The organism is Lactococcus sp., from assembly GCF_036648155.1.
In the GTDB taxonomy this organism is placed as follows: Bacteria; Bacillota; Bacilli; order Lactobacillales; family Streptococcaceae; genus Lactococcus; species Lactococcus cremoris.
In genome coordinates, this window is record NZ_JAVXIY010000003.1 from 77,378 (window position 1) to 100,320 (window position 22,943).

The window sequence follows — 22,943 nt, forward strand, 5'->3', positions numbered from 1 at the left end:
GTAAATGAACAATAGATTTTTATTAATCTGTTTTTAACGTCTAAAAATTAAATATCATACTTTCCTGTATGTAAATTACGGATAGTTTCTCCACCAGGTAAAGGAGGTAGGCCAAGAGAATCTTCACGGCTGAAAGCTTCCAGAAGTCCAGGAGTCAATTGAGAATACTCCACTGTTTCAGGACTAATCTTATGGATGATTGTATCCCCTTTTCCTGAAATAATCTTTTTAGCAAAGTTAGGATCAAGCAAGGTTCCACGAGCTACGGCAATTAGGTCAGCATAGTTTTCAATCGCATCCGCGGCCTTATCTTCTTCAAAAATTCCCCCAACAATTAGTAATTTAGTTTCATTATCCAAAATTTCTTTAAATAATTGGGCATAAGATTTTTCACTATTTTCAGGCTTAGAATTATATCCAGCCCATAATGAAAGATGAATATAGTCAAGTTTATATTTAATGACTTCGGAAATTAGGGTCAAAGCTTCCTTGTAGTCATAACCAACGTTTTTTCCGTGAAGTTCTTCAGGAGAAATACGGTAACCAATAATAAAGTCTTTAGGAGCATATTCATCAACAATTGCTTTAACTTCTTTGACTACAGCTAGGGGAAAGGCCATCCGTTTATCAAGAGTCCCACCCCACTTATCTGTACGAAGATTAGAAAGTTTTGAGAAGAATTGTTGAAGCAAATAATGATTTGCTCCGTGAATTTCTACACCATCAAATCCAGCATCAATTGCTCGTTTAGTAGCTCTTCCAAAGTCAAGAATAATTTCATCAATTTCGGCTAATGTAAGTTCGCGAACAGGATAATCAAGGAAAGAAAAATCAATAGCACTAGGTGCGACAACATCTAATCCATTGACATGACGTCCTACAGCAGCACGACCAGCATGGTGAATTTGAAGAATTGCCTTATTCCCATCTTTTTTTAAGGCTTGTGCAGTTTTACGAAGTCCTTCCAGATGAGCATCAGAGTAAGCCCCTAATTGTTCAGGATATCCTGGGACATAAGCTGGTCCACCATTCTCACTAACATAATGGAATTCAGTAATTAACATGCCTGCCGCTTGTGAGCGCGCAGAATAGTAATGAATAGTATCATCAGAAACAAAACCACCTTTTAAACCAGAATGAGTTTGCATAGGTGACATTACAATTCGAGTATTTAAAGTTGCCCCATGACGCAAGGTAACATGATCAGTAAGTTGATTTGGCATAATTTTATCCTGTTATTATTATATTTAGAAAATGAGAAAGTTAAAACTATAAATCGAGAAATATCGATATAAACTTTTAAAAAGAAAACTAGAAGCTTATCTATAATTCCTTTAAAATAAAATTTTTGAAATCGGAAATCATCTCTTCATTTCGGCGATAGTAAGTCCATTTACCAATCCTAGTAGCAATCAATAAATTATCTTTTTCTAACATAGAAAGATAATGAGAAGTGGTTGATTGAGTTAAATTCAATAACTTTTGAATTTCACCAACACAAACCCCGGTTTCAACTTCATCAATTTTAGTTTCATTAGAAAAATGTTCCTTGGGTTCTTTAAGTAGAGTGAGAATCTTTAAGCGATATTCATTTGATAGAGTTTTAAAAGTTTCAACATTTTCCATAAATCCATTATATCGAAAAAAAGCGATATGTCAATATAAAAGATTATTTTAATCAAAAATAAAAAGAAGTTATTAATAACTTCTTTTTAAATTACTCATGCTTTTTAGTCTTTAAAAGATAAAGTGTAGCACTAGTAAGGATTAAGAGACTCCCTGTAAGTAAAGCGAAAGGAGAGAATGTATCGCCAGTTTCAGGTAAAGCTTCTTTTGGTAGAGTCTTTACTGCTAAAGTTTTAGATGGAATTTTAGAAGTTTTAATTACTTGAGGAGTTGGATTTTTTGTATAAATATAGATAATAGTTTGGGGGTCATTTGTAAATTGCCCTTCTGTGATTCCTTGAACTTCCTTGAAATTGTATCCTGAAATTATCTTTTGCTCGCTAGTATATGAACTACCTATATTTCCAGATTTTATTATTTCGTCAGAAATTGATTTTCCATTGGTGTCTACATACTTGATAGTTACGGTTCCAGTTGTTATAAGATTTTTTGTGTAGACATAAGTAACAGTCTGAGGCTCCGTTGTAAATTTTCCATTTTTATTTCCTTGAACCTCTTTAAAAGTATATCCGGCAATATTTTTTTGTTCGGTACTGAAAGGATTGGCCACATTTCCAGATTTTATTATTTCATCAGAAATTGATTTTCCATTAGTGTCTACATACTTGATAGTTACGGTTCCAGTTGCTATAGGATTTTTTGAGTAGATGTAAGTAACAGTCTGAGGCTCTGTCGTAAATTGTCCATTTGTATTTCCTTGGACTTCTTTAAAAGTATATCCGGCAATATTTTTTTGTTCGGTACTGAAAGGACTGGCCACATTTCCAGATTTTATTATTTCATCAGAAATTGATTTTCCGTTGGTGTCCACATACTTGATAGTTACGGTTCCAGTTGCTATAGGATTTTTTGAATAGACATAAGTAACAGTCTGAGGCTCCGTTGTAAATTTTCCATTTATATTTCCTTGGACTTCTTTAAAAGTATATCCGGCAATATTTTTTTGTTCAGTTGTATATTCTTGATTGATATTACCTGAAAGTGAAATAGGATCTGAAATAGGGAACCCATTAGTATCAACATATTTAACTGTTACTGTAGCCCCAGCTACTGGACTTTTCTTATAAATATAATTTAAGTTTGTTAATTGAGCTTTTTTAAAAGTATCTGCTTCTGGAATTGATACTAAAGTATAGCCTGTGAAGTCTCTTACTTCTGTGGGAATAGAATCTCCAGATTCACCAATAATAGTTGGAGAGGTTAATAATTCTGTACCATCTTCCGTTTTATAATGGATGATAGCACCAGGGCTATCAGAATAATAAGCCCAAGCAAAATTAGCGTTAGCTGGTAAAGTATCTAAAGGTTGCAGTGCATAATTATTTCCAGGAATCTCATTGATTGGACTAACCACTTTTGCAGTGACCACTTGAACCACATAATAATTAAAAAAGTAAGTTTGTCCATCAACAGTCAAGGTTTTGTTAGGAATAGGTAATTTGATAGGATTTTGAAGTCCAGGCCCAACCAAAGTGTCAGGACCAGTAATTGAACCTGCATTAGTGATTGAATTCCCTGAGTCATGAGTAAAATAAGCATTTGTAGAAGTGGTCAGCCCAAAATAGTTGAGCTTTCCTTCTGAGTTCTGATTGAAATCCATTGGAATGGAAATAGAATAATCATTTCTCACATTGTTTATTTTAATTATTCTTCCCATGACATTGGCTTTATCGGAACTTTTAGGATAGTAGGCGCTTACTGGATATTCATAATTAAATAGATTATAGTCAATAGCTGCACTAACCTTTTGTACATTAAAAAATAGAAAAGCAAGGGCGAGTAGTAGTGACGAGATAAGGGATTTCTTATTCATATGGGCTAACTCCTTCTTGTTATTGTTACCTTTAGAGTAGCTTATTGATTACAGTCAGTCAACTAAAACGTTTCTTAAAATAAGAAATTTAGATTTTTGTGCGAATTTTTAATAATTTCCAAAGTACTTTAGTCGTTGTAAGAGCTGTAGATTGGATAAAAAAAGAAGAATACGAAATTAGATTCTTCCTTTTTTTTTACATTTAAGCAATGGTATCATATAAAGTTTATTTAAGTTTCAAATAAACTAAAGAACCATCCGTAGAGATTTTATCTCCGCCACCATTTCTGCTTCGATAAGGATTGGTAAAATGAGTGTATATCTTTTTTTCTTCAACTAGATTGTGTTCAATGAGCTGGTTTGCGATGAGATTTCTTTCTCCATCTATATTTTCATCAATTCGATGGGTGATTTGCCCTGTAAATAAAGAAAAGCGAATTCCAATATCTAAAGAAGCGGCACAGACCCACTCGGACTTTACTCCGCCCGGAAGGTAATAATCTTTGGGAGTCTCCCAAAGTCTAATATGATGTCTTTGTTTAGGACTTCCGGCAATTTCTTTTTCAAAAGAAAGGTCTTGTTTTTTAGAAAATAAAAAGAGAGAGCTGATTGGGGCAGTTGGATAACTTTGATGCAATAAGCTTGATTTTATAATTTTGAGAGAAGACCGCAAAGTAATTTTATCTGATTTTATCCAACCCATTGCTAAAAAAGCGGCTTCGATTTCCTCTTTTGAGCCATCAATTAATAAATTGACGGAGTCTCCTAATACACCGTCAGAGGTTCGTGACCTACCGATAAAGTATTCTGGAAGGTAGATTTTCGTAATGATTTTTGTGACATTGGGGATAATAAGATAGGACAATATTAGCCAAGTGACGATGTAGATAAAAATATGAATTTTACGAGTTAATATATCTCTGAAAAACAAATCATAGATAGTATAGCCAAAAACGATTGCTACTAAAATACGAAAAGTACGAGCGGTAAAATTTATAATTTTGGTTTTTTGGTCCATTAATATCACCTTTCTGTTTTTTATATATTAACTTTATTATTTCAGATTTAAAGAAAATTTATTCACTTTTAAATGACCTTCTTCCATAATAAGTTCCCATTTTTGTACATCTTTTTGAAGCGGTTGTTTTTCAGGCAAAGGTTGTTTTAACATTTGATTAAATCGAGGCATTGATCTTGAAGTTACAAGATATAATAGGCTCCCGTTTTCATCATATGAGAGGGAGTATTTTGCCTTAAGTGATACTTCTACAGTAATTTTATGCTTATATTGGTGTAAATTATTTATTCCTTCAACATGAATATCAAAAAAGGATTCTTTCTTGCCATACATCTCATTACGAGTGATATGTTTATCATGTTTTTTCAGTAAATTTTTACTGTAAAATTGGCTATTTTGATAAAGCTTTGCTTGATTCCAGGAGTCGAGGACAGCTAAAACAAGATTTTCAATCTCATTAATCTTAACAATTTCTTCAGAAATATTTTTAGTGGTCCTATATTTTTTGGCGCTTATTTTTTCAATTTGCAAAAAGATTATTGGTAACACAATGAGAAAAAGAGCTATGAGTAATTTCAAGTAAAATGGAGTTGAAGTCATATTAATTTGTGGTTTTTACGGGTGTGAGATAAGCCTTGAATTCATTATCAGTTGAGCAATCTCTTGTTGTGATAGTGCACTCATCAAATCGAGTGAGATTTGATGCAACAGTAGCTTTATAAGCAGAAACATTAATATCTTGACTTAATTTTGATTCGGGAACACTATAAGTTAAGGTCACTTCTCCTAGTTTCATGAATAAATCTCTGAAAGTTAGGGCTTTTAATTTTTCTTTTGTTGCGATTAGATTTTCAGAGCTACTCCATCCATGACTCAAAAGAGTGTCAAAGTCGGAATATGATAGTTTTATAATCGCATCAGAAATGTTTTTATTTTTAAAGCTGACAGACATCGTTTTATCGCGAGCTCCTCCAGTGAAGGAAACATCAAAGAAGAGGAATTTAGGGTTAGAAATGGATAAGGTTGCATCAGGGTCTGGCGAATCATGGTTTAAATTAACTTGAGCATTTCCTTTGGCATTTGACCAGTTTCCAGCAATAGCTTCTTCATATTCTTTCAAAAAAGATTGGTTTTGCGTTTTCCAAACCTCATTAACCGAATCCATCCGATTTTTAATCGGAGTTATTGCTTTTTTATATTGAATTGAATCTTTCCGATAGTAGGTTATTTTTTGTTTTTTAGTGCTCAGTGTTAAGATATTTCCTGAGTTATCGAAGGTAACTTGATATTTATAGCGTTTGAGATAACTTAGTTCGTGTTTTTTTTCATTGAAATTGTAGTCTTTTACTTTAGTAAAATTAAGGGTAGAAGTACTGCTATCTGGAAAATCTAATAGTTTGAGATTACTTGTCACTTGTGTGGGTTCTTGTAAAAGTTCCCACTGACCTTTTATTAGTGTACTTTCTGACTTCGTTAGTTTGCTACATGCTGAAAGAGAGAGAAAAGTTGTTATTAGTATAGCTACTACGATGATTTTATTTTTCAATTTTTTTACTCCGTTTTAGAAACAGCTCCAGAAATTTGAACCCCTTCATCACCACATTGTGTGATGAGTAAGGCAGTATCAAATGATAATTTTCCGTTCTTATATGAAAGTTCGGAAGGGGAAAAGCTTTGAGAAATTGTGCCAGTATCAGTTGTTACATCATAAGAAAAAGCAATATATTTAATACGTTTAAACATTTGTTCAGCTGTGAGGTCTTTAATGATGTTCAAAAGTTTTTTAGGATCTTCTGAAATATGGTCCGAAGGTTCTAATCCTAATATTCCATTAGGTTGATAAGAAGCATAGGCATTGTGAATTACTTTTTGATCAAAATTTGTTAACGAATCAGAAGAAGCGTGAAATGAAAGATTAGTTCCACCATCAAAAGTTAATGTTTGCATTCCTGGTGCCCAAGCCACACCTTGACCAGTAGTTGCTACTGATTTGAAGTGCCCTGACCATGTTCCAATCATTGCTTCCTTGAGTGATTTTTCAATGATGTCTGTTTTAGAGTTCCAAACGTCATTTAAATGAGTCACTGATTTTTTCTCTTTTTCTTCTTTGTTTTTAATTTCTTTGGTCTTTTCTTTTTCAAGTTTACTTCCTACTCGATAATAAAGGCTTCCACTTATATCTGAACTTGTTGTATCAAATTTTAAAATGTCTTGACCCTGTTCTAACTTATAATCATAACTGTATGAACCAATAATAATTTGTCGTCCTAGTTTATAATCATATTCATTAGTAGACAGTGTGACTTTGTTCTTATCAAATTTGATTTTTTCACTGGTAGATGTGGTTAAGTCTAACAGTTTATGCACGTCGGCAGCACTAGACGTTTTCGGAAGAGTGATCTTACTTTCAGTATATGAAATCCATTCTCCTTGAATAGCCTGCTGAGCGTTAGGGATAGTATCAACGCTATCTTTACTTGAATTTTTACAGCTGCTTAAAATTCCAACAGTAAAAACAGCAAAGATGATAATAAAAAAATTTTTCATAAATCTATATACTCCAATTTTGGTTGTATTACGGTTTTATTATAGCATATAAGTGGATAAATATAAGCAAGATTGTAGGTCAGGTATTTGGATAAAAGCAACATTAAGGCAAGTCAATTTAGAATTAATAAGTAAAAAGGATTACGTTTTAAATTATGGTATAATGTTATGGTAAAATATTTGAAATAAAATGATTTTTGGAGTAATTTATGAAAAGAAAGTTGTTGTTTTTTGTTACGATAGTTTGTGTTCTGATTTGCACAAGCATGATAAAAGTGAGTGCTGATAGTCAGAACTTTGTGGATGACCAGGCAAATATTCTGTCCATAGAAACTAAAGATAAGATTAATTCATCATTAAATGAGTTTGCAAATGCCACAATAAATGGAGAAATGGCAAATCCGCAATATGCGGTCCTTACGATAGATAGTTTGGAAGGAGAATCAATAGAAAAATTTTCTAAGAATTATTTTAATTCTAAAGGGATTGGTGATAAGAAAAATAATTTAGGGATTCTACTTGTTATTGCGGTAAATGATCATAAATATCGTACTCAATTAGGCAAAGGTTGGAATGGAAATTCATTTTTAAATGAAGAGAATATCAAAGAGCAAGTTTATAAATCCGATGTTAATGACGACTTTAGTGCTTTTGATTATGATGAGGCAGTTTGTTTAATGATAAATCGGACACTGAACTTAGCGGAGAATACCTTAAGCTGGAATCGGGACACGATGTTGGTGGAAGAGTCGGGTGAGTATTATTCAAGTAGCTCTAACTATACATCAAATGGAGACGCAGGAGATGCATTCTTATTGTTTTCAATACCTGTTTTAATAATTGGAGGATTTGTTTTCCTATCAATAATTATCTTTAATAAAGTTACTGCTTTTAAACCTAAATATAGTGTCGATGAGGTAATGGATTTTATTACTAAAAATGAAATTTCTTTGCCCTCATTGAAGAAAATAGAAGGCAAACTTAGTAGACAGGAGATTGCTCGGGCTTTTAGATATGATGAACAAGCGACTTTAGACCTTGACTATATGATTCCATATTTTACTAGGATTTCAATTAACTTGAACTGTTTGGAAGGTGTCAGAAACACTGTTTTAGAGAAAAATTCAGAAGAACTAATAACTAAGTACTTATTAAAACTGCAAAATAATAATCATAGAATTTATTCAGATTCTTCTTATCTTATCCGTGATTTAACAATGTTTGTTTCTCAAGGCTCTTCACAAATACTAGCTCCAGCTTCTACGGGTCATTTTTATAGTAATAATTTTAAAGGGACTAAAAAATATAGTGGAGATTCCTATCATGCTTATTCAAACTATAGTAGTGATTATGGAGGTGGATTCTCTGGTGGTGGCGGTTCATCTGATGGAGGAGGAGCTTCAGGAGGTTGGTGAATTAATTTTTGGAGTACTATTACTAATAAAATTTTCATACTTAAATATAAGAAAAATAGAGGTTTTTTAAATGGAACAAAATGTGGAAAATACACTTACATTAAAGAAAGACAAAAGTAGCATAAAAAAGATAAATAGCCTTATTCTTTTTATTTTTATCGTGGGCTATGGAGGTCTTGGAGTTTATCAAATGGGGAAAAATAAATTGGTGACTTATACAGCACTGGCAATATCAATTTTATATATTTTTTCTCTTTTGGTTTCTTTTTTGATTAAAAGAATAAGCAGAAATTCTAAAAAGAAGGCTCCATTCATTATGCAAGTGGAGAATGATGAGTTAATTTATTATCCTTTAACTAATAACACTATTAGTTATCAAATCTTCTTAAAAGAAGTGAAAGATATTCATGTCTTATGGTGGGGGAATGGGACTAATAAAGTAGTCGTTGAATTTTTAGAACAACCCAAAATTTCGTCACGTACAGATGGAGATAAAAAGAACATAGTGGAAAAGAACAAATTATCATTTGAACGACTCGATATCAGTTATAAGGACTTTAATCAATTCTTTAACTCTATGAATGATATCGCTGCTTTTCCTGTTATTTTTGATAAACGATGATTTATATGGAAAAGATTAAAATATAAAATAATAGAGTCAAAGTTTTTCTATATTTTCCTTAATTTTCTAAAGCTATTAACTTTATATGTAATAATTGCACTTGATTAAGGTGCTATAATATATAAATAGGTTATGATACAATTGTTTGTCGGCTTCTATATCATGTCAAGTATTGATTTACATATTGGATATGCTCAAGAATTTACACTTCTGATTTTTAGTATTGTAGGAGTAGTTGTAATTTTTGGCAATCAGGCATTGATATGGTTTTCAAAATCACAGGGAAAGTATATAAAAATTGCTATTGCATGTTTAATTATTAATACGATATGGTCAATGCTTGGAGGAACTATTATTACACTGATTTTTGGTAATTCAGGGAATCACGGCAATGCAGCATTTGGAGATTTTATATTGATATTTTTCGTCCCATTTATGATTATGGGCGAAGAATTATTTTCAATCGGAATATTGGAAACACTTCGTACGAAGTGGGGATTATCAACTATAATTTCGACTTTAGTCACTTCGGTAATCTTTGGATTAATTCATTTTAATACCTATAATGGTGGGAATGTTTTGAGAACAATTATTCAAATCTTATTAGTTCAGGGAGTGGCGAGATTGATATTCAATTATGCTTACTTGAAAACATCGAGTATTTGGACTTCATATGCCGTTCATTTAGTCTTTGATTTAGTGTTTCTATTTGTTTTACCTTTTGTGATACCGAAATAAGAATGGTTTAAAACTGTTACTATTAAAAAAGCAGACTAATATTAGTCTGCTTTTTGGATATTTAATTTTCAGTTATTTTCTTTTTCAAGTAGTTTAGTAAAAGATAAATAACTAAAACAAAATATTCTGGGATAAATTATAAGAATTGAAAGAACTATAAATTTTGATGATTTTAAATAGAGAAAAATTTATAGGTAGTTTTTCCAAAAGTAAGAAGTTATAACATAAGTCTACTTATCAGACTATTTTTTAATCATCTGTCTTTAATTCTCTAAATTGCCCCTCTAGTATATTAATATCTTTTTGATATTCTTTTTCGGAATATTTAGTATCATACCCTCTTTGTAGCTCTTTATTTAATAGATTGGCTGATTTTTTCATTCCTAAAAATGTAACTCCACCAGATGTAACCCCACCTATAACGGGTATAAATTTACTTGCGCCATTAGAGAGGGCTTTTATAGTTAACGTTTTCCCGCTCACTATACGCACAATTTTTTTGAATATTGGGTACCAAATGGTTTTTGATAAACCAGCTTTTAAAATTTTTTTAGAGAAATATTTACTCGTATTTGTCGCTGTTACTCTTAGTAGAGATGCAGCACCATTGACACCGAACATTATTCCCAAAAACAGGAGCATTGCATCAGTGTCAATATGATTATTATTTTCAATGTCAATATCATAAATATAAGCCAGTTGTTGTGCTAAACGAACGGAATAAATCATATTTTGTAAAATATCAGCTGGAATTGTTCCTGCCATGGCTAGCCCACCAGGTATTCCACTAGCAAATGATATTGCCGTCGTCTGAACAATAGTACTATTTATATGCTTTTGAGCTAAATGTTGTCTCTCTTCAAAGGAGACTTTATACGTGTTATTAGCGATCTCTGATTCTGTAACGCTATAGATCTTAGATAAAAACTCAATTCTATTGACATGTGCTATGGGCATGTTTAAAATGTAAGATAAGACGCTCATAATATCTCCATTTTTAATTGAATTAAGTAGTTCAGATTGATTACTTAATATATTTGTTGTACTCATTAACATGTTCTCTCAGTCTTTTTTATAAAAATAATTATATCAAGGCACTTTATACTTTTGTTATAATTGTAAATTTAGCCTATGATGTTTCAAAATACTAAAGTGTTTCATCAAATAATAGTATTTTTTAGAAATTCAGAAACTTTTTCTATTTCAGGATAAATAGTTGCTTGATTGATGCCATATAAGTTAAGCTGTGAGCGGATATGCGTTTTCATTTTCGAGGGTATAATAAAAATTTCATGTTTACCTGATTTGTGATTTTTAAAACGCTTATCATTTATTTTAGAGTTACTTATGGGATTCAGACAACAAACAATAAAGGAACCATTTTGTTGTATAATACGTCTATTATCACGTTTAGGAATAACAAAATAATCTTTCGAAAAAGAATTAGGGTCAATTTCTGGTTCAAAAGGTTTCTCTGTGGAAATCTCATGTCTAAGTCGCTTAATCAACTTATCTTTATTTAATGAGGCAGTGTTTAACTGTTTGGCCAAAAAAAATATCTTTTGTTTCTCTTCAGGCGAAAAGGGAGGTAAGGAGCATAAAATACTGACATTATCACTTCTAGTATACTTTACCTTACTACTTTTTACTGAAAAGACAATCAGTTCTCCGTCAACATCATCGGTTTCTACGGCAAAATATAAGCCTGTAAGAAGATTTTCTGTAATATCCATCAATCTTGTTGGAATCCCATAGTGTTGCATTTTTTTTAATATATCAAGGTGAGTTCGATTATTAAAATCATATTCTTCTGGATTGCGAGCAAGACTTTCCTCATAAATTCTATTTTCTTTAGAAAATATTTTAGGATTTCTAAATATTGAGGGTTTGAGCATATAATTACTATCAGTATGTCCTCGAAAAAATAATCTGCTATCTATCTTGCCTTTGAAAGAAAGAAGATCGGTAAAACTAGAAATGCTATCTATGATATTGATATTAGTTGTAGCTTGATTATAAAGATAGTACGTTTCTTTATCTTTATAATCATATAATTTAAATTTAATACTTTTTCTTTCATCGTTTAATAAAAAATCATTATTGTTGTTTGGGATAGCGTACCTACTAAATAAAGATTTATGATGGATTTTAATGAGTGAGTCATAGTTCCTTTCAATTGTTGAGATAATATGCTGAAAAAAAGTTGTTATTGATTCGTTTTCAATGTTTTGGCTGAGATAGTCTAAAATTATAAAGTCAGACATATTTTTATCGGATGGTGTAGTTGATTTTTTTGCAAGATTATTTAATATATCTCTATAAGAAGAATGGCTGTATTCATCATATTTTAGAGTTAGATTTTCTTGGTGTAACATATTGGTGATTATTTCTGGTTCATAATAATCAGAATTGTGATCATAAAATCTTTCTCCCTCCTCATTATTTTTTATAATATTAATAATTTTTTTGATAAAACTCCCTATATTTTTAGGTCTAGGTTTTAAATTTGAGATTTTTTCGAATAAATAATCTAGACTTTCTAATTCATTTTCATTTAAATAAAAACTATTATCACCAGATAATTTAATATTAGAAATATTATTAAATAAGTAGTTTATTTCATCTACCTTATAGCCCTGTATTTTCAGCAGACTGATTAATTGTTCGCTTGTAATATTCTTAAGTAAATAATTTATACTTTTAATCTCTTCATTATTTAATCTGAGCATTCTGTCTCTAGTTGAATCTGTGGATTTATACTTAAATTGTTTAAAAATATCTTTGGGCTTTTTAGGAAATTCTTTATATTTATCTAAAATAGGACTTAGATTAACGTAACCTTCTTCATGTAATTTTGAAAAAAAGAAATAATAGTAAGAACTTAGTTTAAAAGACATTTTATAACTCCAAAGTTTTATTTATTATTAATTATAAAAAAAATACTAAATATGTGCAAATAAAGATAGTAATAGTTGAATATAAAACTACTCAGTAATTTTGTTACATAATAAAAAAGTTACTGAGTATTAACATTATCAGTAACTTTTTTATTTGTTTAATTAAATTTTTTATCCTTTATCTGCACCAGCTGTGATTCCATTGACGTAGAATTTTTGCATAACTATGAATAAGATTGTAATAGGAACTGCAATCAGTACACTACCAGCGATAAACTGATAGAGATTTGTAGCACTTGATCCTTTTGAATTTGTCATCATATTTTGTAAACCATAGGCTACTGTACGAATTTTTGGATCTCCACCACCCAAGATATAACTTGAGAACATGAAGTCAAGCCATGGTCCGATGAATGCCATCAAAGAAGTATATACAATCATTGGGCGTGAGAGAGGAAGGGTAATATGGATAAATGTTTGCCAGCGTGTTGCTCCATCAATTATTGCAGCTTCATCAATAGAACGAGGGATAGTATCTAAAAATCCTTTGAAGACATAAAACCCTAGTCCAGAGCCACCAACATAAACCAATGCCATACCCCAAAGGTTGAGCATATTAATAGATTTAAGGATTGAATACATAGCAATCATTCCCATAATTCCTGGGAACATACCGATAATCAAAGCAAATTGTAAAAATGGTTTTCTAAATTTAAAACGTAAACGCGAAAGTGCGTAAGACATAATTGTTGTGATAAAAGTATTTGCAACAGCACAAATGACTGCTAAAATAAAAGTATTTAAAAGCCAATGTGCATAAGGATATTGAGAATTATTGAAAATACCTATATAATTTTCCAACGTCCAGTTTTGTGGAAATAAAGATTGAACGAAACCAGTATTATTATTTTTAGCAAAACTTGTTAAAATCATCCATATAACAGGGAAAATCCAAAGGAGTGCCAAAACAACTAATAAAAGGTAACGCAAGGTGAGAGATAGACGTCTCTGAGTTTTATAAGATTTCACTGATTAGCCCTCCTTAAATGCATTAGTTCTACGATATAACGCGAGTGATGCAGTTGCTGTGATAACAAATATAATGATACCAATAGCAGAAGCAAGAGCATAATTTCTTGTAGACTGTGTAGTAAGCTTATAAAGCCAAGTAATTAATAAATCGGTTGTTCCTGCTTGAGCATTTGCCAAGTTATTATCAGTATTTGGTCCTCCACCAGTGAGGAGATAAATAACATTGAAATTATTGAAGTTACCGATAAATTGTTGAATCAATGTTGGTGTCAAAACGAATAATATTTGTGGGAAAGTAATTGATTTAAAAACTTGGAAAGTGTTAGCCCCGTCAATTTTTGCCGCTTCAATTTGGTCTTGTGATAGATTTTGAATAATAGCAGTTGACACTAACATTGTTACTGGAATACCAATCCACATGTTGACACCAATAACTGATATTTTCGCTAAGATTGGGTCAGACAAAAATTGAATTGGTCCTTTAATCCAGTGAGCATTTTGTAGAACACTATTTATTGGTCCATGGTCATCAAGGAACATCCCCATTAAAAGTAAAGAAACAAATTGAGGAACGGCAAATACTACTACAAATACTGTTCTCCAAAATCCTTTAAATTTCACCCCATTGGATTCAATAAGCAAGGCTAGAAGAACACCGCCAAGGAAAGTTGTAAAGGTTGCAGCCACTGCCCAAACAATAGTCCAAAGGAGTAGAGGAAAGAAGGCTTTACCGTAGTCTCCTTGGAAAACTTGAGTGAATGCAGATAAACCAGTCCAAGAGAAACCAATTAGATGTTGAGTATCATAGTTCGTAAAGGCTAAGGTAATCATAAAGATTAACGGAGCAACAGTGAAAGCTAAAATTCCAAGAAGTGGAAGAACCATTAAGGTAATGTAAAGTTTATCATCTAAAAGTGAAGATAAATCTTCCAGTGTTGTTGGGACATGCTTATTGTCACGATTAAGTGCATAGAGGTGACGAAGAGATCTAAGATGAACAACATATAAAAATATAAGTAATCCAATAGCTACTAGCGCAAAAACTCCAAATAGAAGGTAGAGCATGGAATTATCAGGTAAAAGAGTATTATAAACTCCCTCAGAAGCATCCCAAACAACTTTTTTTGTTTTTACTGTACCAAGTGTTCCAAGCATACTAATAGCTTTAAAACCTGAAAATAGTAACCAACCAATAATAATAACTTCACTGGCAAGAAGGAGGAGTCCTTTTAGCCATTGTTTGTTCTTTAATTGAAAGAGTCCCATCACAAAAAAACTCAATTTGGCGAAAATATCCCCTTTAGACCAGACTTCTTTATAAGTGGCTTCAGGTGGTAAATAAGTTTTTTTTCTGAACATATAACTTTGTCCTTTTCTAATAAATAAAGAGATTAGGCTGTGCCCAACCTCTTTAAAAGAGTACTAATGAATTATTTAGTTGCTTTAGAGATAGAATCTTGGAAAGTTTTAAGTTGACTAGCATATTGTGAGGCTGGTGTCTTACCAAGGTATGTATTATTAATCAAAGGAGCAGCTAAATTCCAGAATGTAGCCATTTCTGGAATTTTAGGCATCAAAGTGTCTTCTGGTACTTGTTTGATAACAGCTTGGACTGCAGGGTCTGCGGTAATATCTGAATCAGTTTGTAAAGTCTTAGCAACTGGGATTGCGTTATTTGCTTTATAAAGTTCTTTTTGTGAATCAGCATTAGAAAGATATTGAGCGAGAGAAGATGCAGCGACTTGATTTTTAGATGCAGAGTTAACAGCAAGTGTACCTACACCAGAGAAAGCTTGCATTTTCTTTTCGCCAGAGCCGAAATCAATTGTTGGAAGTGTGGTAACACCGTAATTGTCGCCAAGAATTTTCTTAACATTACTTGCATCCCAAGGTCCATCAAGTACAGCAGAAGTTTTTCCTGATTTCAAGTCAGCAAGTAATGCTTGACCTGATTGAACAACTCCTGTGTTAGATTTTTGTTTAGCAAACCAATTCAAGACTTGAAGTCCAGCATCTCCGGCAACGTCAGTACCGTCTAATGTTTCTCCACCTTTACCAAACAATACTGTACCGTTTGAAAGGAAGGCTGGGTACCAGTTATAAGAGTTTGTAAAGTCTGTACCAATTGCTTTATCTTGTGTAAATTGAGTCCAGCTAGTTGGTGCTTCAGAGAATTTAGCTTTGTTATAGAAGATGATATTTGATTGTTGGTCTTGAGGATAGGCATAATATTTACCTTTCCAAGAGACAGCTTCTCCAGCAACTGAGATATCATTTTTGTCTACCCATTTTGTTGCATCGGGTGAGAGAGGATTAATATAACCAGCTTCTGCCATTGCACCAAGTTGGTCGTTAGGAACTTTGAAGACATCGGCTGCTTTAGCTGGGTCTTTACCAACGTCAGTTTTGGCATTTGCAGAACCAGTTGGTGATTGATTGACTTTTACTTTAACATCAGGATATTTTTTTTCAAAGCCAGTAACTAATGTTTTATAGCTATCAACATTAGCGGGGTCAACCCATAAGGTAACATTACCTTTTACACTATTTGAGCTAGAAGATGATGATTTGTTAGAACTTGCTGATGAACCGCAAGCTGCGAGGGTTGCGAGGGCGAGTACAGATGCTCCACCAAGAGCAACTTTTTTCCATGATTTCATTTTGTGTTTCCTCCTAATGAAAACGGTTTATTTTATACACTCCTCATTTTACGCAACCGTTTGCTTTTTGTCAAGGAAAAAAATATTACATTTTGATTACTTAGAAATTGGTTTATACCGACTTTTCAGCGTATTCTTTAGAATGGAAAATAAATGTTTTAAAAAATAATATGCGAAAATCGTCGCAAACGGTTGCGTCAATGAAAGCGTTATGATAAAATATGATTAATGTGAGATTTATCTTCTCCAGATGTGGTGGAAATGACACTATAGAAAAGCGACGGAAAAGGTGCTTTTCGCTGTCCTTGAGATTAATTGAAAATAGTTTAAGACAGTACAGCCATCAAAAAAATTTGGAGGTTCTATTATGAACAAAGCTGCAATTTATCATCGTCCTGAGTCGGAATTTGCTTATCTTTATGCAAAAAATCTGATGCATGTTCGTCTGCAAACACAAAAATCTGATGTGGAAAAAGTCGAATTATTTTATGGCGATCCTTATTCGTGGGAAGGGCTTGACAACCCTGAAACACAGTATTGGGCTAGTCAAAAAGTTGAGATGAAAAAGTATCTTTCTACTAATATTAGCGATTATTTTGAGGCCGAAATTACTGTTGCAACGAAACGAGTAGATTACTTATTTGTCATTACAGGCTTGGATGGAGAAAAAGTAGTTTACACAGACCAAGGAATGTTTGATTATGATGAGAGCTTGGTGACTAAAAAATATGGGGCTTTCCGTTTACCTTATTTCCATGAAAGTGATCGTTTTAAAGCACCTGAATGGGTCAAAGAAACGGTTTGGTATCAAATTTTCCCTGAACGTTTTGCCAATGGGGATATGAGCAATGATCCTGAGGGAACAAAAGCTTGGAATCCACAAGATGTTCCTGACCGTCAAGATTTTTATGGGGGAGACTTGCAAGGGGTGATTGATCATTTGGAACATTTGACTGAACTCGGTGTGAATGGTATTTACTTTACTCCTATTTTCCAAGCTTTTTCTAATCATAAATATGATACAGAAGATTATATGGAAATTGACAAGCAATTTGGGGATAAGGAATTGTTTAAAACTTTGGTGAAAGAAGCACATGCGCGTGGTATTAAAGTCATGTTAGATGCAGTCTTTAATCACATCGGAGATACTTCTGCTCAATGGCAAGATGTTTTGAAAAATCAAGAAAAATCAAAATTTGCGGATTGGTTCCATGTTAATAGCTGGCCAGCAACTTACACACCAACTGATGATTTTGAAAATGCGGAAAATGCAACTTATGATACTTTTGCCTTTACCCCACACATGCCAAAACTCAATACTGCTAACCCAGAGGTTGAAGCATATCTTTTAAAAGTAGCTGATTATTGGATTTCTGAGTTTGATATTGATGCTTGGCGCTTGGATGTGGCAGATGAAGTAGACCATACTTTCTGGAAAAAATTCCGCACAACTTGTGACGCGGCAAAAGATGATTTTTATATTTTAGGGGAAGTTTGGCATTCTGCTCAACCTTGGTTAGTTGGCGACGAATTCTCTGCTGTTATGAATTATGCCTATACCGATGCGATTAAAGATGGTTTGATTACTAAGAAAATTTCTTTAGAACAAATGGTCTCTAATATTAATACGCAACTTACATTATATCGTAAGCAAGTCAATCAAATGATGTTTAATGTTTTAGATTCTCATGATACCCCAAGAATTTTGACTGTTGCAAAAAATAATAAAAATTTGATGAAATTGGTTGAAACGTTCACATTCATGCAACCGGGTGTGCCTTGTATTTATTATGGAGATGAGTATGCAGTGACTGGTGGAATGGATCCTGAGTGTCGCAAGTGTATGCCTTGGGATGAAAAAAATCAAGATTTAGAGATGTTTGAATTCTTTAAAAATCTGATTGAGTTGCGCAAGCAATATCAAGAAATTTTAAGTGATTCAGAAGTAGAATGGAAAATCGTAGATTCAGAAAATGGCATTGTGAAATTTGAACGTGGAACTTTGAAAGCTATTTTCAATATTGGCGAAAAACCGGCTTATTTTTCGGCTGATGAAGTGGTTTTCTCTAATTTGGTTGACCAAAATAATATTTTACAATATGGTTTTGTAATCTATAAATAGAAAATAGATTCTGTCAGTTCAATGAGACCGAGGGAGTCATTGAATCGGTAAATAAAGAAACTATCGGCTTTGCTGATAGTTTTGTCAGTAAAAATTGCTGACAGAATCTTTGGTTTAGTGAGTATTTTACTGACGGGATTAACTGATAAAGTTGTCAGTAAAAATTAATTGAGTTCGTCCTCCTATATCCTAGGAAAATAGGAATTGGAGAATGAACTTACATCTTAATGGAGTAGTGAAATATGAAAAAAAATTGGTGGCAAAAAACAGTCGTTTATCAGATTTATCCGCGGTCATTTATGGATGCTAATGGTGATGGTGTTGGTGATTTGCAAGGAATTATCTCTAAATTAGATTATCTTGAAAAACTTGGAATTGGTGCCATTTGGTTGAGTCCAGTTTATCAATCGCCAATGGATGATAATGGTTATGATATTTCTGATTATCAAGCAATTGCTGATGTTTTTGGAACGATGGCGGACATGGATGAATTGCTCTTGGAAGCTAAAAAGCGAAACATTCAAATTGTTATGGATTTGGTAGTTAATCATACTTCCGATGAACATAAGTGGTTTGTGGAAGCTAGAAAATCAAAAGATAACGCTTATCGCGATTATTATATTTGGGCTGATGAACCCAATGGTTTGCAGTCGACATTTTCAGGCTCTGCCTGGGAATTTGATGAGGAATCGGGCCAATATTTCCTTCATCTTTTTAGCAAGCGTCAGCCAGATTTAAACTGGGAAAATCCTCAGGTTCATAAAGAAGTTTATGACATGATGAATTTCTGGATTGATAAGGGAATCGGCGGTTTTCGCATGGATGTGATTGATTTGATTGGGAAAGAAATTGACCAAGAAATCACAGGAAATGGGCCTAAATTACATGAGTATTTGCATGAAATGAATCAGGCAACTTTTGGGCAGAAAAATTTACTGACCGTGGGTGAAACTTGGGGAGCAACACCTGAGATTGCGGAGCTTTATTCTGACCCAGAGCGTCAAGAATTATCAATGGTTTTCCAATTTGAACACATCACAAATGCTTATCTTGATGAGGGTGAAAAATGGGATAAAAAGGAATTTTCAGTTTCAAAACTTAAAGAAATTTTAGCCAAGTGGCAAGCTTTAGAAAAAGGTTGGAATTCACTTTTTTGGAATAATCATGATTTACCACGGATTGTCTCAAATTGGGGAAATGATGGGAAATATCGTTTGAAATCAGCCAAAGCTTTTGCGATTTTATTGCATTTGATGAAAGGAACGCCTTATATTTATCAAGGTGAAGAGCTTGGAATGACGAATTATCCTTTTGAATCAATTGAAGAAGTCAATGATATTGAGTCACGGAATATGTTTGCTGAACGCTTAGCTGCTGGTCATTCCGAAAATGAAATCATGGATTCAATTCGTCGTGTTGGCCGTGATAATGCAAGAACGCCGATGCAATGGACGGCAGGAGAAAATGCAGGATTTACTGACGGGAAACCTTGGCTGGCTGTCAATCCTAATCATGGAGAAATTAATGCTGACCAAGCCATGAGTGATCCTGATTCTGTTTTTTATACTTATCAAAAGTTGATTGAACTTCGTAAACAACATGATTGGGTTATTTATGGGGACTTCAAGTTGATTGATTCTGAGGATGATGTTTTTGCTTATTTGCGGACTTATCAGGGGAAAAAATACTTGGTCGTTGCCAATTTATCTGATGAAGAAAATCAATTTAAAACAGGATTTGTCTGTCGTGACTTATTGATTCACAATGAAAATTTCCTGCCTGAAATTTCTCAAATTAAATTAAAAGCTTGGGAAGCCTTTGCTTGTGAAGTGGAATAGTTAAAGCCCAGAAGGGTGAGGTGAAAATGAGCGAATTTAAGAAAATGGTTGCTGGCAAACTCTACAAAGCAAGTAAAGTTGAACCAGAATATAAACCTGATAAAAATCGAGCATTAAATCAAAAAATTAATCAACTCAATCTGCTTGATATAGAAAAAATTGTGGCACTTGAAAAAGAACTTTTTGGTCAAACTGGCGATGAGATATTTGTAAATCCGCCGCTTTACATCGACTATGGTAAAAATACAAGAATTGGTCAACGCTTTTATGCCAATATGGACTGTATCTTTCTGGATGTTGCACCGATTACGATTGGCGATGATGTGATGTTTGGACCTCGCGTCAGTCTGATTACGGCCTCTCATCCAATTGATGCCGGAGTTCGACAGCGTGGACTAGAATATGGAAAAGCAATAACGATTGGCGACCGAGTTTGGCTCGGTGCAGGAGTAATTGTTAATCCGGGCGTTACGATTGGCGAAAATACAATTGTGGGTTCAGGAACGGTAGTGACAAAAAATTTGCCAGCAAATGTGATTGCAGTAGGTAATCCAGCACGAATTCTCCGCGAAATTACTGATTCTGACCGACTTTACTGGGAAGAAAAAGAGAACGAATATTATGAAAAATAAGCTTTTACTTCTGTCAGTAACTTTACTGGCGACCTGTGCTTTAAGTGCTTGTCAAAAAGCAAATTCAAAAGATTCATCAGTAAAAAAAGCGGCTGTCAGCCAAAAGGTTGATGTGAGTTTGTATCGTAATTTTTATGAAATATTTACGAGTTCATTTGCGGATTCAAATCAGGATGGTGAGGGTGATTTAAATGGGGTCACGCAACATTTAGATTATCTCAATACGGGGAATAAAAATTCTACAACAGATTTGAAAGTGCAAGGACTTTGGATGACCCCAATCTTTGCTAGTCCAAGCTATCATGGCTATGATGTCAGCAATTACGAAGAAATTAATCCTAAATTTGGTACAATGGCTGATTTTGAAAATCTGATTGCTCAAGCTAAAAAACGAGGAATTGCCGTGATTTTGGACATGCCGTTTAACCACACGGCGACTGACAATGTCTGGTTTCAAAAAGCACTAGCTGGCGACAAGAAATATATGGCTTATTATAATTGGTCGGACACAGCAAAAGAGGGTTATAGTTTAGCCAGCAACGGTAAATACTATGAGTCAGAGTTTGATAAATCAATGCCAGACCTCAATCTTGCCAATCCTGAGGTCAAAAAAGAAATTGCAAAAATTACGAAATTTTGGTTAGACAAAGGTGTTTCTGGTTTTCGCTTGGATGCTGTTGGTTTTTATTTCTCAAATGATGATAAAAAAACGACGGCCTTTACCAAATGGCTGACAGAAACGGTCAAAAAGCAAAATCCAAAAGCTTATTTAGTGGGTGAAGTTTTTTCAACGGCTTCGGCAATTGATGATATCTATCAGTCAGGTATTGATTCTTTATTTGACTTTCCAAATGCTTTGCAATCAAGTTCAAGTCCAATTAATTCGGCCCTAGTCTTGGGTGAAGGTTCATTGTTTGGTCAGCAAATCGAAGCTTGGGACCAAGAAATTCATGCTGACAACCCCAAAGCCATTGATGCTCCTTTTTTGAGTAATCATGACACGGACCGCTCGGCGACAATCATTAGTTCTTTGTCAATGCAAAAAATGGCGGCTCAAACTTACCTTTTGATGCCGGGAAACCCATTTATTTACTACGGCGAAGAGCTGGGACTGACAGGTTCTGGCATTGACCAAAATAAACGCTTGCCAATGCCATGGTCGGCTGATGGAGCAGGTTCGCCTAAGGAAAATGTTGCGGTTCCTGGTGCGACTGAAACTGCGACAACTGACGGTGGCTCGGTGGCTCAGCAAGCAGCGAATCCAAATTCGCTACTCAATTGGTACAAAAAAGTCTTGCGAATCAAAGCGAAATATCCTGAAATTGCGACTGCCAGGCTGAAAAATATTTCTGTCAGTAAAGATAGCTTGTCTGTCATTAATTATGGAAAGGATTTGACCATTGTCAATAATTTTTCAGATAAAGAAAGTATGACAGTGAAACTCCCGAAAGGAGTTGTCGGCAAAAAAATTACTGACCAACTTTCTGGTGGTGGAGTCCAAGCGACATTGACTGATGGAAAATTGACAATTCCAGCTTACAGTACAGTTATTTTGGAGAAATGAAAATTAATGAAAAAAAGATTAGAACCAGAATTGAAAATCTTGGTTTTGAAGCCTTGAGCGTCTGTCCACCCCTGACAGAATTGTCAGGAAGTTATCTGAATAACTTGACCAAATTACCAAATGGCGAATCTGCAAAGATTTTGAATGATAACAAAACTTATCTAGCGGCACAAATTGAGCCAGAATCAGAAATAAAATGCTGGGGAATTGCTGCAGATGATGAACAAATTGCAATTTTCTCTTATAGCAATCATGGTTCGGATTGCGAACTTTTAGCTTGGGTAAAAATCTAAAAATCACTGATACAGTCTGTATCAGCTCTGTCAAGTCTGACAGAGCTTACTAGAAAGAAGATACAA

20 protein-coding genes are annotated in these 22,943 nt (G+C 33.6%); 8 read left to right on the forward strand and 12 right to left on the reverse strand.

Translation table 11 applies throughout. From position 1 onward, the window contains the following. Nucleotides 1–47 precede the first annotated feature (47 nt). The 7 genes from RSC39_RS03885 to RSC39_RS03915 form a co-directional block, all read right to left on the reverse strand. Complete coding sequence (locus tag RSC39_RS03885; RefSeq protein WP_332535236.1) at nt 48–1,223, reverse strand: NADH-dependent flavin oxidoreductase; 1,176 nt, start codon at nt 1,221–1,223, stop codon at nt 48–50. A gap of 100 nt (nt 1,224–1,323) precedes the next feature. After that, the gene (locus RSC39_RS03890; RefSeq protein ID WP_021037633.1) at nt 1,324–1,626 is read right to left on the reverse strand and encodes a metalloregulator ArsR/SmtB family transcription factor; all 303 of its coding nucleotides are present in this window, start codon (nt 1,624–1,626) and stop codon (nt 1,324–1,326) included. 91 nt (nt 1,627–1,717) lie between these two features. Then, complete coding sequence (locus RSC39_RS03895) at nt 1,718–3,499, reverse strand: MucBP domain-containing protein (RefSeq protein ID WP_332535239.1); 1,782 nt, start codon at nt 3,497–3,499, stop codon at nt 1,718–1,720. A gap of 226 nt (nt 3,500–3,725) precedes the next feature. Then, nucleotides 3,726–4,526, reverse strand: a complete 801-nt coding sequence (locus RSC39_RS03900) for an LssY C-terminal domain-containing protein (RefSeq protein ID WP_332535241.1) — start codon at nt 4,524–4,526, stop codon at nt 3,726–3,728. 27 nt (nt 4,527–4,553) lie between these two features. After that, entirely contained in the window at nt 4,554–5,048 is a 495-nt protein-coding gene (locus RSC39_RS03905; RefSeq protein WP_332535243.1) for a hypothetical protein, read from the reverse strand. Nucleotides 5,049–5,118: 70 nt separating this feature from the next. Then, a complete protein-coding gene (locus RSC39_RS03910; RefSeq protein ID WP_332535245.1) occupies nt 5,119–6,063 on the reverse strand; it encodes a hypothetical protein in 945 nt (314 codons plus the stop codon). A gap of 5 nt (nt 6,064–6,068) precedes the next feature. Continuing rightward, a complete protein-coding gene (locus RSC39_RS03915) occupies nt 6,069–7,064 on the reverse strand; it encodes a hypothetical protein (protein ID WP_332535247.1) in 996 nt (331 codons plus the stop codon). A 209-nt stretch (nt 7,065–7,273) separates the two neighbouring features. Here RSC39_RS03915 and RSC39_RS03920 point away from each other — a divergent pair, with 209 nt between their 5' ends. The 3 genes from RSC39_RS03920 to RSC39_RS03930 all read left to right on the forward strand — a co-directional run bounded on the left by RSC39_RS03920 (nt 7,274) and on the right by RSC39_RS03930 (nt 9,839). Then, nucleotides 7,274–8,479 (forward strand): TPM domain-containing protein, encoded by a 1,206-nt coding sequence (locus RSC39_RS03920; protein ID WP_332535249.1) that lies wholly within the window; start codon nt 7,274–7,276, stop codon nt 8,477–8,479. Between the two features lie 70 nt (nt 8,480–8,549). After that, entirely contained in the window at nt 8,550–9,101 is a 552-nt protein-coding gene (locus RSC39_RS03925) for a hypothetical protein (protein ID WP_043735483.1), read from the forward strand. 132 nt (nt 9,102–9,233) lie between these two features. Next, nucleotides 9,234–9,839 (forward strand): CPBP family intramembrane glutamic endopeptidase, encoded by a 606-nt coding sequence (locus tag RSC39_RS03930; protein ID WP_332535252.1) that lies wholly within the window; start codon nt 9,234–9,236, stop codon nt 9,837–9,839. 249 nt (nt 9,840–10,088) lie between these two features. Here the strand turns inward: RSC39_RS03930 and RSC39_RS03935 are convergent, their stop codons facing one another. The 5 genes from RSC39_RS03935 to RSC39_RS03955 all read right to left on the reverse strand — a co-directional run bounded on the left by RSC39_RS03935 (nt 10,089) and on the right by RSC39_RS03955 (nt 16,428). Continuing rightward, nucleotides 10,089–10,889, reverse strand: coding sequence for a bacteriochlorophyll 4-vinyl reductase (locus RSC39_RS03935; RefSeq protein ID WP_332535254.1), 801 nt, complete (start codon nt 10,887–10,889; stop codon nt 10,089–10,091). A 110-nt stretch (nt 10,890–10,999) separates the two neighbouring features. Then, nucleotides 11,000–12,736, reverse strand: a complete 1,737-nt coding sequence (locus RSC39_RS03940; protein WP_332535256.1) for an FRG domain-containing protein — start codon at nt 12,734–12,736, stop codon at nt 11,000–11,002. A gap of 171 nt (nt 12,737–12,907) precedes the next feature. Next, nucleotides 12,908–13,765 (reverse strand): sugar ABC transporter permease, encoded by an 858-nt coding sequence (locus RSC39_RS03945; RefSeq protein WP_332535258.1) that lies wholly within the window; start codon nt 13,763–13,765, stop codon nt 12,908–12,910. Nucleotides 13,766–13,768: 3 nt separating this feature from the next. After that, nucleotides 13,769–15,127, reverse strand: a complete 1,359-nt coding sequence (locus RSC39_RS03950) for a sugar ABC transporter permease (RefSeq protein WP_332535260.1) — start codon at nt 15,125–15,127, stop codon at nt 13,769–13,771. 71 nt (nt 15,128–15,198) lie between these two features. Then, nucleotides 15,199–16,428, reverse strand: a complete 1,230-nt coding sequence (locus RSC39_RS03955; protein WP_332535261.1) for an extracellular solute-binding protein — start codon at nt 16,426–16,428, stop codon at nt 15,199–15,201. Between the two features lie 367 nt (nt 16,429–16,795). On the opposite strand from RSC39_RS03955, the gene RSC39_RS03960 reads away from it, so the two are divergent. The 5 genes from RSC39_RS03960 to RSC39_RS03980 all read left to right on the forward strand — a co-directional run bounded on the left by RSC39_RS03960 (nt 16,796) and on the right by RSC39_RS03980 (nt 22,877). Further along, the gene (locus RSC39_RS03960; RefSeq protein WP_332535263.1) at nt 16,796–18,550 is read left to right on the forward strand and encodes a glycoside hydrolase family 13 protein; all 1,755 of its coding nucleotides are present in this window, start codon (nt 16,796–16,798) and stop codon (nt 18,548–18,550) included. 242 nt (nt 18,551–18,792) lie between these two features. After that, entirely contained in the window at nt 18,793–20,388 is a 1,596-nt protein-coding gene (locus RSC39_RS03965) for an alpha-glucosidase (protein ID WP_332535265.1), read from the forward strand. Between the two features lie 26 nt (nt 20,389–20,414). Then, on the forward strand, nt 20,415–21,020 hold the full coding sequence (locus RSC39_RS03970) for a sugar O-acetyltransferase (RefSeq protein ID WP_332535267.1): 606 nt from the start codon (nt 20,415–20,417) through the stop codon (nt 21,018–21,020). Then, the gene (locus tag RSC39_RS03975) at nt 21,010–22,584 is read left to right on the forward strand and encodes an alpha-amylase family glycosyl hydrolase (RefSeq protein ID WP_332535269.1); all 1,575 of its coding nucleotides are present in this window, start codon (nt 21,010–21,012) and stop codon (nt 22,582–22,584) included. Before RSC39_RS03970 ends, RSC39_RS03975 begins: the two co-directional genes overlap by 11 nt. After that, the gene (locus tag RSC39_RS03980) at nt 22,581–22,877 is read left to right on the forward strand and encodes a hypothetical protein (protein WP_332535271.1); all 297 of its coding nucleotides are present in this window, start codon (nt 22,581–22,583) and stop codon (nt 22,875–22,877) included. Before RSC39_RS03975 ends, RSC39_RS03980 begins: the two co-directional genes overlap by 4 nt. Nucleotides 22,878–22,943 lie beyond the last annotated feature (66 nt).